The sequence below is a fragment of the Ornatilinea apprima genome, from assembly GCF_001306115.1.
GTDB classification, from domain to species: Bacteria; Chloroflexota; Anaerolineae; order Anaerolineales; family Anaerolineaceae; genus Ornatilinea; species Ornatilinea apprima.
Genome location: NZ_LGCL01000016.1, coordinates 1 through 13636 on the forward strand (window position 1 = coordinate 1; position 13636 = coordinate 13636).

10 protein-coding genes are annotated in these 13636 nt (G+C 51.3%); 3 read left to right on the plus strand and 7 right to left on the minus strand.

The window, feature by feature from the left end; genetic code table 11:
- Positions 1–124 precede the first annotated feature (124 nt).
- The gene (locus ADN00_RS05180) at positions 125–712 is read right to left on the minus strand and encodes a hypothetical protein (RefSeq protein WP_075061900.1); all 588 of its coding nucleotides are present in this window, start codon (positions 710–712) and stop codon (positions 125–127) included.
- A 94-nt stretch (positions 713–806) separates the two neighbouring features.
- A complete protein-coding gene (locus ADN00_RS05185) occupies positions 807–1796 on the minus strand; it encodes a lipoate--protein ligase (RefSeq protein WP_075061901.1) in 990 nt (329 codons plus the stop codon).
- A gap of 214 nt (positions 1797–2010) precedes the next feature.
- Between ADN00_RS05185 and ADN00_RS05190 the strand changes: the two genes are divergently transcribed.
- Genes ADN00_RS05190 through ADN00_RS05200 form a run of 3 tightly spaced genes read left to right on the plus strand, consistent with a single transcriptional unit; the run spans position 2011 to position 8014 of the window.
- A complete protein-coding gene (locus ADN00_RS05190) occupies positions 2011–4482 on the plus strand; it encodes a PAS domain-containing sensor histidine kinase (RefSeq protein WP_082389904.1) in 2472 nt (823 codons plus the stop codon).
- Positions 4479–4901 carry a response regulator gene (locus ADN00_RS05195; protein WP_075061903.1) on the plus strand — a complete coding sequence of 141 codons (423 nt, stop codon included), beginning with the start codon at positions 4479–4481 and terminating at the stop codon, positions 4899–4901. Before ADN00_RS05190 ends, ADN00_RS05195 begins: the two co-directional genes overlap by 4 nt.
- A gap of 5 nt (positions 4902–4906) precedes the next feature.
- Positions 4907–8014, plus strand: a complete 3108-nt coding sequence (locus tag ADN00_RS05200; RefSeq protein ID WP_075061904.1) for an HD domain-containing phosphohydrolase — start codon at positions 4907–4909, stop codon at positions 8012–8014.
- Between the two features lie 75 nt (positions 8015–8089).
- Here ADN00_RS05200 and ADN00_RS05205 read toward each other — a convergent pair whose 3' ends face one another.
- The 5 genes from ADN00_RS05205 to ADN00_RS05225 all read right to left on the minus strand — a co-directional run bounded on the left by ADN00_RS05205 (position 8090) and on the right by ADN00_RS05225 (position 13522).
- Positions 8090–9439, minus strand: coding sequence for a dihydrolipoamide acetyltransferase family protein (locus ADN00_RS05205; protein ID WP_075061905.1), 1350 nt, complete (start codon positions 9437–9439; stop codon positions 8090–8092).
- Position 9440: 1 nt separating this feature from the next.
- Entirely contained in the window at positions 9441–10433 is a 993-nt protein-coding gene (locus ADN00_RS05210) for an alpha-ketoacid dehydrogenase subunit beta (RefSeq protein ID WP_075061906.1), read from the minus strand.
- Complete coding sequence (locus ADN00_RS05215) at positions 10430–11449, minus strand: thiamine pyrophosphate-dependent dehydrogenase E1 component subunit alpha (protein ID WP_075061907.1); 1020 nt, start codon at positions 11447–11449, stop codon at positions 10430–10432. The genes ADN00_RS05210 and ADN00_RS05215 overlap by 4 nt, the downstream gene beginning before the upstream one ends.
- Positions 11450–11584: 135 nt before the next feature.
- Complete coding sequence (locus ADN00_RS05220; protein WP_160317467.1) at positions 11585–12556, minus strand: sugar-binding transcriptional regulator; 972 nt, start codon at positions 12554–12556, stop codon at positions 11585–11587.
- Between the two features lie 174 nt (positions 12557–12730).
- Complete coding sequence (locus ADN00_RS05225; RefSeq protein WP_075061909.1) at positions 12731–13522, minus strand: DUF4388 domain-containing protein; 792 nt, start codon at positions 13520–13522, stop codon at positions 12731–12733.
- Between the last annotated feature and the right edge of the window lie 114 nt (positions 13523–13636).

The window sequence follows — 13636 nt, forward strand, 5'->3', positions numbered from 1 at the left end:
TTGCATGGCTTCAGAATTATCGTCGTATCCTGGTTCGGTTTGATCGCTTGGTTGAGAACTATATCGGCTTTGTCCATTTGGGCTGCTTGGTGATCTTACTCAAACACTATTTTTGAGATGACTTCTAATCAACAGGGACCCAGGGAATGTCATCATCAATATCTTCACCGGGTAGGACGGGAATATCAGGGAATTCTTCGCCTTCCCGCAGCAGGGAACACTCAACCGCGTTCTGGGTCGTATCAGTATGAACAACGTAGCGCTTCCCGCCAGCCTCCAACAGAATCTGAAAACCGGGGGTAATCACCTGTGCGTACATCTGATCGGGCTGCGGGCAACCCAAACTGGCGTCTGGCCATTCAACCGCGTAACAGCGCAGAATTTCAATCGAGTCGAGCGGAATGTTCTGCTCTTCAGCAAGCAAGCCCCTGGCAACTTCTGTCATAGTGTCACAGCGCTTCGGCCATGTTTTCTGCGGCGGTAAGGGTTCTGTCGCCTCTGCGGCGGGCAGACCAGTTGGGGCAGGGCGAGTTGGCTGCGCCTGTGGCGGCTCGGCAGCAACAGGCGGGGTGGGCGAGGCCACAGGCTGCACATCCGCATTTTGGGTTGGGTCGGGTTGCGTTTCACCTGAGGCTAGCGCCGGGGCGCACCCGGCTGCCGCGAGAAACAGGATAAGCAATAGCATCCCCTGCGTTTTTTTCCGCACTTTCATTCTTCGCTCCTTTCCCTGAGAAACAAATCGTGTGCAGATATAAGACGACGCAGAAGCCGGTCTGGTTCCGCTGGCGCGCTGGCCGCCTATTCCGTCAATAGATAAAATTCACAAAATCTTCAGCGCCAAACCCACCAAAGTAACGGTCAACCGCAAGGTTTTGCAGCGCTTGCAGCAAGCTTTCGCGCTCAAAGCGGGTTCCAATGACAGCCGATTCAATATCGTGAATATCCCCTTCTCCCTGAAAATCGCCAAAGATTTTGAAACCCTCAACCATTCCTTTGTGAACATCAATGCGCACTTCCACTTCACCAAAGGGGAAGCGTTCCACTTTCTTCACATTAAAGTCAGGCGAATGGCCAAAATTCCAATCCCACCGTGAGTAGCGCTCTTCATACAGTTTGTGAATCGCCTGCCAGTCCGCTTCGGTTAATTTGTATTCCGGAATGGTGGGCAACCCGGCAAAAATGCCTTCCAGTAAGCGCTGGCGAAAGGTGAGGGTGTCCATCTCTTCGCTGAGATACTCGCTGATATTCGCCACCCGGCTGCGCACTGACTTGATACCCTTGGATTCGATTTTTGACATCTTCACATTTAATGCCGCCACAAGATGCTCCAGGTTGGTATTTAGCAGCAGTGTGCCGTGGCTGTACATGCGCCGCGTGGTGGTGTACTGCGCGTTGCCAGAAATTTTGCGGCCTTCCACCAGAATATCGTTGCGCCCGCTCAGTTCCGCGGGCACGCCCAATGAATGCAAAACTTCAATCACCGGTCCGGTAAATTTCTTGAAATTCTTGAAGTTATCGCGCGAGTAATTGGAAATAAAGCTAAAATTCAAATTTCCCAGATCATGATACACTGCCCCGCCCCCCGAAAGCCGCCGCACCACATGCACGCCGTTTTGCTCCACGTATTCATGATTGATCTCTTCCAAGGTGTTCTGATTGCGGCCAATGATGATAGATGGCTGATTAATATAGAAAAGCAGAATATCCTCATCGGTATCCAGCGTGCGCAGCAAATGCTCTTCAATGGCCAGGTTAACGCGCGGATCGTATGTGTTCTGATTGTCAACAAAGATCATGTGTCCTCCAAAATGAAACAGATTAACAATAACCGAAAAAAGGATCGGTCTACATTATACGTATTTTTCTCCGATTTTCCAATTTGGTTTCAAAGCTTACACAGTAGAATTGAATGTGCGATCAGGAAAATCATATAAAATATAGGTACTTACACGCTACAATCAATATAACTATGGTCTCCTCTTAAGATTTCCATAGATTTATGGGGCAAATATGCGCAACTCCCAACCCCGATCACCATTTATTTCGGCACTCAGGATCGCAATTCTTTATCTGGTCGCCGCCAGTATATGGATTGTGTTTTCTGACCGAGTAGTGGAGTGGTTGGTCGTGGATAAAAGCAATCTCACCCAGGCGCAGACGATTAAAGGTATCTTCTTTATCGTGATGATGAGCGTATTGCTTTTCATTGAGCGCAAGCATGCCGATGAGAACTTGCAAAGAGTTACCTTTCAGCGTGCTTCTCTGGCAAACAACATCCCTCAAAAGCTGTATATCAAAGATTTGGGGCTGGTATATACCTTTTGCAACCAGCAATATGCCGTTGATTTCAACCTGCCGCCTGAAAACATCGTTGGTAAAACTGATTTAGATCTGCTACCAGAACCGGACGCGCAGAAAAACCAGCAGTCTGACAGAATGGTGATAGAAAAAGGGGAATTAATTGAGTTTGACGACACCCGCTTGCTGAGTAATGGAAAGAAGCAAATCATCCATACCATTAAATCACCCATGCGAGATTCGAAAGGAGAAGTAACCGGTCTGCTGGGTATTTTCTGGGATGTCTCTGAGCAGCGCGGGGCGGCAGAAGCAGTTCGGGCAAGCCAGCAGAAACTGCAGCTCTTAATCGAGAGAATGCCCATTGCCTGCATTTTGCACCGCAAAGACTTTTGTTTTGAATATTTCAATCCCGCTGCCGAGAAGATTTTTGGTTATTCCAACCTTCAAATCACTGGCATATGCCCATCAGAAACGATTTTTGCAAACGACGACTCTACAGCGCTCGAGGAGATAAAGAACCTCATTACGTCCGGTGAGACCAACATCAGCCGCCTGGTAACTTGCACCTTGGCGGATGGAAGAACAATTCAGTGTGAATGGAACAGCACACCGCTTTATGACGAACAGGGAAATCTCAGCGGTGTTGTTTCCATGGTGCTGGATGTTACTGAACGGCTCCAGCACGAAAAAGAGATGAAAGAAATCAGCCAGCATTTGCAGGCAATCGTCAGCGCAACGCCATTGGCGGTGATTGCGATTGACAGAGAAGGAAAGATTATTTCCTGGAACCCGGCTGCAGAAGATATTTTTGGTTGGAGCGCCAAGGAAGCCATCGGTCAAATAGTCCCATTTGTTCCCGAATCAAAACGGAATGAGTTTTATTCAATACTGCGACGCGTGATTGCCGGTGAGAAAATCACCAACTTCGAGGCTACTCGGGCTCGGAAGGATGGATCTGAAATCGCGGTTAGCCTCTCCACCGCCCCAATGATCAACGCCAATGGCGAAACGACCGGTGTGGTTTCTGTGATTACAGATATTACCCAACAAAAAAGAGACCATGAGATGATTCAAGCGTCGCAAGAATTCATCACCGCGCTGTTGGAGAACGCTCCGGTTCCAATCTACGTCAGTGACCCTCAAAACACTTATATACAAAGCAACCAATCATGGGAAAGAGTGTTAGGCAAACCAAAGGAAGAAATTATTGGGACCTCGGTGGATGAGTTGCTGCCGCAAAGCGCGGCCGCCTTGCGAAAACAAATCAACAAGCGGGTCATAGAGGAAAAGAAGCCTATCGAATTTGAAGAGAATATTTGGTTAGGCGGCCAGGAATATTATTTCGAAACGGTCGAATTTCCATTAAAAGATTTACAGGAGCGCGTTTACGCCGTCGGGTCCATATCCATTGATATCACCGACCGAAAAAAAGCCCAACTCGCGTTGGAAAAGCTCAACAATGAGCTGGAGCGGTTGGTTCACCAACGCACGCAAGAATTGGAATCCAAAAACAAAGAATTGGAAACCTTTGCTTATTCCGTCTCACATGACCTCAAAGCGCCACTGCGCGGCATGGATGGATACAGCCGTCTGCTGGTCGAAGGATACGCGGATAAACTGGATGAAGACGGCATGCATTTTGTGCGTTCAATCCGAAACGCAGCCAATCACATGAATCAGTTGATTGATGACCTGCTGGCTTTCTCACGGCTGGAAAGGCGCTCGCTCCAGTTGAGCACTGTTAACCCAAATATGGTTGTGGATCAACAGCTGAATCTGTACATGGATCAGATTTCCTCTCGAAACATCCGGATCCACAAGAACATTCCTTTTGATACAATAAATACAGATAGTGAAAGCTTTTTACAAGCGATTCGCAATTTAATTGATAATGCGATTAAATTTACAAAAAACACCGAACACCCTGAAATCACCATTGGTGGTGAAGAAAAAGACGACCGCTATATTTTGTGGGTAAGCGATAATGGTGAAGGATTTGACGAGAAATATGCGGAAAAAGTGTTTGAGATTTTTCAGCGGCTCCATCGTTCTGAAGAGTATCCCGGCACCGGCATTGGCCTGGCGATTGTGAGAAAAGCCATGGAACGCCTGGGAGGCAGGGCTTACGCCAAGAGCACGCCTGGTAAGGGGGCCACATTCTTCTTGGAGATACAAAAGCGATGAAAGACGATGTGCGCCCCATCTTGTTAGTGGAAGACAATCCAATGGATGTTGATTTGGCCCTGCGAGCATTCAGGCGGCGGAAAGCGGCCAACGATATTCCTGTGGCCAGGGATGGCGAAGAAGCCATCGATTTATTGGAAGAATGGAAGAATGGGAAGACCTTACCCATTGTGATTTTACTGGATATCAATTTGCCGAAGATTTCAGGGCTGGAAGTATTGAAGACCTATAAGGCGAACCCCATCACACAACGAATTCCGGTAGTGATGCTGACCACATCGAAAGAAGATAAAGATGTAGCTGAAGCCTACCAGCTTGGCGCCAACTCGTACATTGTCAAGCCCGTCGATTTTTCGAAATTCATGGAAATCGCTGAACAAATTGAATTGTATTGGGCCGTGCTAAACTTTACAGGATAAGTGCCATGAAAGTTCTTTACCTGGAAGACAATCCTTCTGACATTGATTTGACGTGTAGAGAGATCGCCAAGATAGCTCCAGATATCAATTTAGAAGTTGTCAATAATTTACAGGAAGCCCGTGAAAAGCTTCTCCAGTCAGAGGCGGATAGTTTTGATGTCCTGTTGAGCGACTTACGGCTTCCGGATGGAACTGGCTTGGAATTATTGGCCGAGATTCGGGAGGCCGCTTTACAAATCGCCGTTGTCATCGTGACCTCTGGTGGGGATGAAGACGCGGCAGTAGCAGCCCTCAAAGCTGGCGCGGACGATTATATTGTCAAGCGCGCGGATTATCTGAAACACCTTCCTTTCACGCTGGCCAATGCATATCAGCAAAACAGGGTCAAGTCGAACACCATTTCAAGACCGCTAAGCATTTTGTACGCGGAACATAACCTGGTTGATATTGATCTCACCACCCGGCACCTGCAGCGTAAAGCGCCTTATTTTCACCTGGAAGTCGCGCATAGTGGTCCGAAGGTGATCGATATTTTAAAATCGCCCAACCAAAAGGCATTCGACCTGCTGCTCTTGGATTACCGTCTGCCAGGCGAAAGCGGCCTGGAAGTGCTGAAAGAGCTGCGAATCAACAATATTGATATCCCCGTCATCATGGTCACCGGGCAGGGCGATGAAGAGGTGGCGCTGCAAGCGATTCGGCTGGGTGCAGCGGACTATATAATAAAAAATACGGGTTACTTACACCAGCTGCCTTATGCTATTGAGAATGTGATTAAGTCGGTTGAACGGGAGCGGCAACAGACCGCACTGCGGGAAAGCCAGGCACGGCTGCAAGCCTTATTTAACAACGCGCAAGACGCGTTTTTGCTGCTGAATGATGAATCTGAGATTGTGGATGCCAACCGCACGGCAACCAAAATTTTGAGGTACACACAATCTGAGCTGGTCAAAATGAAGAATATCGATCTTCTGCCAGCCGATCAGAAACCCTTCCATGCCAGTTGGATGCAAGCACTATTGCAGGAGGGGGTGCTGGAGACTGAGACTCAGTTGGTAAGAAAAGACGGAACAATGATCTTTGTGGAAGTAAGGTCTGCGGCTAACATCATCCCCGGCATCCACCTTTCCGTTATCCATGACATTACCAGCCGCAAAAAGGCGGAAGAACAGGTGCGCAAGTTATCGCGCGCGGTAGATCAGAGTCCTATTGCCGTGCTCATCACAGACACCAGCGGTAATGTTGAGTATGCCAATCCATTTTTTTCCGACCTGACCGGATTTACCTTCCAGGAAATCGAGGGGAAATCGATCACCAAATTTTTAGGGATCACTGAACCAATTGAAACGTTGTTCAACCGTCAGGATAAGGGCAAATCTGCGCTGGAGCGGCTGATTTCAAGCAAAACCGGGGAAGCCTTCTGGTTCTCCATCGTCGTATCACCCATTTATAACGGGTCTGAAGCCATCTCAAATTACGTTGTAATTTGCCAGAATATCACCGAGCGCATCCAGGCCATGCAGCAAATCAAGAAGGAATCGGACCGTGCTCAATCGATGGCGCGCACTGCGGCGCGATTGAACGAAGAGCTGGACCAGGCCAATATTTTGCGTATTATTCGGGAAGAAATGAAAACGGCGGCAGGGATTGACGATGTCATCATCTTCACCTGGAATGAAAACCAAAAAACGTTTACTATACCCGATCCAACCGCAGCACAAAAAAAGCTGACACGGGCTGTGTTTACAGCGTTGCAGACGGAAAGTGGCCTGACAAAATCTTCACAACCCTACTTTTTAACCCATCGCAGTGCATGGCTGCCTGGATTAAGCCCGGCCGACTGCCGCGACGAGATCACGGTGTTGAAGATGGTTCGCGGCAACCAGTTGATCAGTATGGTTGTGGCTTTTTCAGAGACACCTTTGAGCGAAGATACCATCGCGCTGATCACTGATTTATCCAACGAAGGCGCGCAAGCCATTCTCAACGCGCAGCTGTTTGAAAATGTAAAGAAGCGCCTGCACCAGGTGCAGGCACTAAACCGCATCGAAAACACCATTTCAAGCTCCACAGATACCCGCCTGGTTCTCAACACCATCGTAGAAGAAGCCATTATTCTATTGGACGTGGACGCCATGGACGTTTATCTGTTGGATGAGACTTCTTTCACGTTGACCTTCTCGGAAGGTAAAGGCTTTAACTACGGCCGCAATAAACAGTTGAAAGTAAGGTTGGGTGAAGGGCTGGCCGGAAAAGTTGCCCTACAAAGAGAAACAACCATCATCCCCGATTTACGGTTACATTCCATGTCCCCGGAAGATGCGGAGCTAACCAGCCTGGAGCGGTTAATCAGCTATATCGGCGTTCCCATCATCGCCAAGGGCAGGCTCAGGGGAGTCATTCAAGCCTATAATCGCAGCAAGTTCAACCCAGACCAGGAATGGCTCGACCTGATCAATTCTCTTGCCAAGCAGGCTGCCGTTGCTTTGGAAAATTCAAGCCTGTTTGAAAACCTGGAACGCTCCAATTTCCAACTGCTCATGGCATATGACACCACCATCGAGGGCTGGTCACGCGCTTTAGACTTGCGCGACAAAGAAACGGAAGGCCACACGCAGCGGGTAACCACATTAACGCTGCAGCTGGCGAGACTGATTGGGGTGGATGAAAACGAGCTTATCCATATGAGGCGCGGCGCCCTGCTGCACGATATTGGAAAAATGGGCGTGCCGGATCAAATTCTGCTCAAGCCTGGCCCTTTGACCCCCGAAGAATGGGAAATCATGCGCAAACACCCCACGTATGCCTACGAGCTGCTGCTGCCCATCCAGTTTCTCAAACCCGCTCTGGATATTCCGTACTGCCACCATGAGAAGTGGGACGGCAGCGGCTACCCGCGCGGATTAAGCGGCGAATCGATACCGATTGCGGCGCGAATTTTTGCGGTGATTGATGTATGGGACGCGCTCAGCTCAGACCGGCCTTACCGATCTGCCTGGCCTGAACCCAAAGTGCTGGACTATATCGAAGAAAATTCAGGCTCGCATTTCGACCCGAATGTGGTCAGGGCGTTCAAGAACCTGGTCAAGAGCAACGGCTTTAAGAGCCACTAAACAGAAAAACCTTCTGAGGAACATCACTTAGAAGGTTTTTTCTTATTCATTTTCAGAACCGGTTGACCGGAAGTTCTAGTAAAGCAGCAAATCCGGGTTTTCCATCACGCTGCGTAAATCAGCCATGAATTGGGCGGCCACAGCGCCGTCAACGGTGCGGTGATCAGCGGAGAGGGTCATGCGCATAATGGGTCGAATAACCATTTCATCGTTGACAACGACCACTTCCTTTTGCACCGCGCCGACAGCCAGAATACCGGCCTGACCAGCGTTGAGAATGGCGGTGAACTGCTCAATGCCAAAGGGCCCCAGGTTGGAAATTGTGAAAGTGCCGCCTGTTACATCTGAGGGGGTAAGACGGCTTTCGCGGGCGCGTTTGGCCAGGTCATTAATCTCGGCGGCAAGCTGGGCAACGCCTTTCTTCTCCACGTTGCGCACTACCGGCACAATCAGTCCATCTTCCAGCGCCACGGCGATGCCGATATTGGCAGTTTTATACTGGCGAATCTCATCACCGGTCAGCGTGCTATTCAAGCGCGGATGGCGCAGCAGCGTCCAGGCTACGGCGCGTGTGAGCAGAGCGGTCATTGAAATCTTTTCTTCACCGCGTTTGGCAGCCTGCTCGTTCATGCGCTTGCGCAGGCCTTCCAGAGAAGACACATCAATGCTCATGGTGAACATAATATGCGGCGCAGATTGGTAGCTGGCCACCATGCGGTCGGCGATGGTGCGGCGCATGCCTTTAAGCGGGATGGTGTCAAAGTCGGCTGAGGATGCTTGAGCGGTAGCCTGCGGTTGGGCTGGCGCTGCGGCTTGCGGAGCGGTGCTGAGGAAGTCTTGCACGTCACTTTCCTGCACCCGGCCGCGCGGGCCGCTACCCGCGACCGTGTCCAAATCCACGCCCCCTTCCCGGGCAACGCGGCGGGCGGCTGGTGTGGCGCGCACTTTCCCTTCTTCTCCGCGCCGCGCCAGCGCGGATTCCACATCGGCCTTAGTGATGGTCTGTTTGGGTCCACTGCCCTGTACAGCCGACAGATCGAGCGCGTTGGCTGCTGCCATGCGCTGAGCAACGGGTGTAGCTGAGGCCGGCGCGGATACCGGCGCTTTGGGCGCTTCTGCCGCGGCAGCAGCCGGCGCCGGTTGGGGCGTCGCAGCAGCAGGCGCGCCGCCCGCGGGCAGGCTCTCGCCCGCGCCGAGCAGATAAGCAATAACGGTGGTTACCGGAACGCTTTCACCTTCTTTGGCAGTCACACCAGCCAGAACGCCGTCACCGGGGCTTTCCACGTCCATGGTTACTTTGTCGGTTTCCACCGAGAAGATGGCTTCGCCTTTTTTCACCGCGTCGCCTTCTTTTTTATACCAGGAGATAATTTGACCGGTCTCCTGAGACATTTCAAACTTGGGCATAATTACGGGTACGGGCATTTTACACCTCTCGTCTCGCCAACTTACGCGCCGCCTCGACAATATTTTCCACCTGGGGAACCGTATGGTATTCCAGCGTACGATTGTACGGCACAGGCATATCACGCCCGGCCAGGCGAACAATGGGGGCGTCTAAATAATCAAAGGCTTCTGATTCAGAAATCACACCAGCCAACTCGCCGCCAAAACCACCGGTCTTCACCGCTTCGTGAACGATCAGAACCTTACCCGTTTTCTTCACGGAAGCAATAATCGCGTCCTTATCCAGGGGTTTGAGGGTGCGCAGGTCAATCACCTCCACGTCAATGCCTTCCTGAGCCAGCTGTTCGGCGGCTTCGAGAGAGCGTTTGACCATGATGGAGTAGGTGATGATGGTAAGGTCACGGCCGGCACGCTTGATATCGGCTTTGCCGAGCGGGATGGTATAAGGTTCTTCGGGCACCTCACCTTTGGTTTTATACAGCAGTTTGGCTTCCAGGAAGAGCACCGGGTTGTCATCTCGAATGGACTCAATCAGCAGGCCCTTCGCTTCCGCGGGGGTTGCAGGCGCTACAACTTTGATGCCGGGCACGTGCACAAACCAGTTTTCCAGGCTTTGCGAGTGCTGCTCAGCCGCGCCAGTGCCAGAGCCCATCGGCGTGCGCATCACGAGCGGAACGGTGGCCTTGCCGCCAAACATGAAGCGGATTTTGGCCGCCTGATTGACCAACTGCTCGGACGCTAGGGTGATGAAATCCATGAACATGATCTCACCCACCGGGCGCATACCGGTGAGCGCCGCGCCGGTGATGGCACCAGCAATGCCCAGCTCGCTAATGGGCGTGTCGATAACGCGGTCTTCACCAAATTCTTGCAGCAGGCCCAGGGTTACCCCAAACGCGCCGCCATACACACCAATATCTTCCCCCATCAGAAAAACGCGTTCATCGCGCTGCATTTCCTGGCGCAGCGCCTCGCGGATTGCCTCTAAATACGTAATTTCTCGGCCGCTCATGCGTAAACTCCTTCTTCAATACTTTCCAATGCGGGATCGGCGCAGCCTTCGGCAAATTCAGCGGCTGCATTAATTTCGGCGTAAGCTGCCTGGCGAATCTGCTCTGCTTCATCGCTGGTAATCACCTTCGACTCGACCAGCCAGTCCGCGAAACGCGTGTTGGGGTCTTTTGTCTTCCACTCTTCAATTTCCTCTTTGGTGCGGTAGCGGTTGGCATCACTCTTGGAATGACCGCGCCAGCGGTAGGTGATGTTTTCCACCAGGGTGGGAATGCGTTGGTTGCGGGCGCGATCGACCGCGGTGTTGACTGCATCATAGACCGCCAGTAAGTCATTTCCGTCAACCGTTACGCCCGGAATGCCGTAGCCAGCGGCGCGGTCCGAAATGCGCGGGATGCGGAACATGCGTTTGAACGAGCCGGACATGCCGTACTGGTTGTTCTCACAGACAAAGACCACCGGTAAATCATAGATCGCGGCCATGTTGAGGGCTTCGTGGAACGCGCCTTCGTTGGCAGCGCCGTCACCGAAGAAACAAACAATAACCTTATCCGTCTTTTGAAGCTTGAGTCCCAGGCCCACACCCACAGCCATCGGGATGCCGCCAGCCACCACGCCGTTGGCGCCCAAATTGCCGCCTTCAACATCGGCGATGTGCATGGAACCGCCGCGCCCGCGGCAGTATCCGCACTCTTTGCCCAAGAATTCGGCCATCATCAGTTTCAGATCGGCGTTCTTGGCAATACAGTGACCGTGCCCGCGGTGCGTACTGAGGATAAGATCATCCTGGCGCAGGGGCAAAATCGACCCCATCGCTGAGGCTTCCATGCCGATGCTCAGGTGCATGGTGCCGTGGATTTTGCCCAGCATGTAGAGTTCCTCGGCTTTTTCTTCAAAAGCGCGAATCTTCCACATTTTTTGAAGGGCTTCCACCATGACGTCTTTTGAAAGACTCTTCGTTATTTCTTTCCTGCGTTTTTCCGATAAAGGCTCATAAATTTGGTTATTTGTGCTCATAGCGTGTTCCTTTTCATCTTTTATTCCTTTAAGAGTGATCGCCTTACCTTGCGAAAGTGTAGAACTCGAATACCTCCCATCCAGATTTTTGCCTTCTTGTCACTCCTTGCCAGGCAAGGAGCGATATTTCTCATGCTAGCTTTGCTGGTAGAGATCAATGACGGCCCGCGCCGTTTTTTCATCAGTTACCAGCGCCTTTACATGCCCGCCGCGGATCGCGGCCACCACCGGCAGCACCTTTTCTTCGGATGTCGCGATTCCAATCGTCAAGGGAATGCGATCCAGCTCCGGCAGACCAAGGCCAACCACGCGCTGTTCAAACGCGGGGGTTGCTACATTTCCTTGCGGGTCCAGAATATGGGCCAGAATTTCACCGGTGTTGTTGGGGTCGGCAATCAGGTCCTTCACTTCATCTTCGCGCAGCGAAGTAAAGCGGAAGAAACTGGCCGTTTCAGGGCGCACCGCGCCAATACCATACAGCGCGATCTGAGCGCCGCGGGCAATATCCAGCACTTCTTTGACCTGGCGCAGTTGAATAAGGTTCTCGCGTTCCTCAGCGCAGTCGGTGATCGCGGGAGCGTGGAAAGCGTAAGAAGCCGCGCCTAAACGCTGGGCCAGGTCAGCGGCCAGGTTGTTGACATCGGTTTCATAGCGCCCCTGAACCCCGCCCAGGGCAGGCACAACGGTGATGTTGTCAAAAATTTTGCGGCCGGTAATGTTTTGAACCACTGAGCGAACGCCGTTGCCGCCACCCAGGCAAATGGTATCGCCGTCACGGATTTGCTCCATGAGGAAGTTGGCGGCGGCGCGGCCGATAAGCTGTGTGGTCGCTTCGGGGTTTTCAGTGAGACAAGGAACGATAATGGCTTTTTTGATTCCGGTGATGGACTGAAATTGCTGTTCCAGGTTGAAAATCGTCTGGAAAGGCGTGCGCAGGACAATCTCGACCATGCCCTGCTGACGGGCCTGCTTAAGCAGGCGATTTACTTTGGCCGTTGAAAGCCCCAGCTGCTCGGCAATTTGATATTGGCTGAGGCTCTCAAAATAGTAGAGCGTCAGCACACTGCTGATCAGGCGGGCGTATTCATAATCTCGAAAATCTTCCACCACCAGCTCCCACAACCAATATACATGAAATAAATATCACTAAATGAAATATATTTCATTCATAATCCATTTTAATCATCCCAACGCGAAATGTCAACCGGAGTTGCACAAACGTGCGGGTAGAATCTGGGACGGTTAAGCTTAAAATTTTTGCGGAATAGAGGGGAGAATAGATCAGCCGCGAAAGAGCGAGCGTTCAGACAGAACGCGGGTTTTGGCCCCAGGGCTGATATAAGTGGACTTATCGGCCGAGTAGATGTTAACCAACCCCATTGAGGAGAGGTTATAGATGATGCGAATCAATTCGGTGCGCTCCATACGGATGGCGTCGCTGAGCTGAATGATATCGCGCTGGTTATCAATGAAGTGCAGAGCCTTCCATTCGTAGTAGCCAATGCCGGTCTGGGCTTCTTCAACCTGGGCCAGGTCGGTTTTGCAGATAATGGACTGCATGCCGCTGGGCAGATTACTGACGATGTGATCAACTTCGACCACCATTTTTTGGGCCTGCCGCACCACATCGCCGGTGCGCAGGCGGGTAGTTACCACATCTTCCGGGGGCTGCTCGCCCTCAAAGAATTCAAAAGTGCGCCGCCGCCAAAAAACCCCATTGACCACCGTTTCGGCATAGTACCGGGTAACGTATTGCAGGATCTCCTCGCGCGACACGCCAAAGCGATCCATAAGATGCAGCGAAAAGGCCACATCGGAAAGTTCGCGTTTAAGGCGCAGAAGGTTGAGTCGCCCTTCAAGGAGTTTGGCGCAAGACACCACCACCGCGTACATGGCGGCTTTTTCTTTGCCAATTTGCGAATAGGTTACGCGGCCGTCTTGAAAATAGACAGAAAGCGGCTCAGCATAACCGGAGAAATGAAGTTTTCCGGTTTTCTGAGCCAGTTCAATCAGGTCTAAAAGCTGATCGAGGCTTTTTTTGTAAAGACTGCCAGTAACCACAGACGCAACCATAACCAATTCCTTACCATATAATTACTAAACATGATTCTAGCATCTCCCGCGTGAAACTTCCATAAAAATCGAACTGGCGCTGGTTATCAGATTTGAAAAGGGATGAAAGGTAAA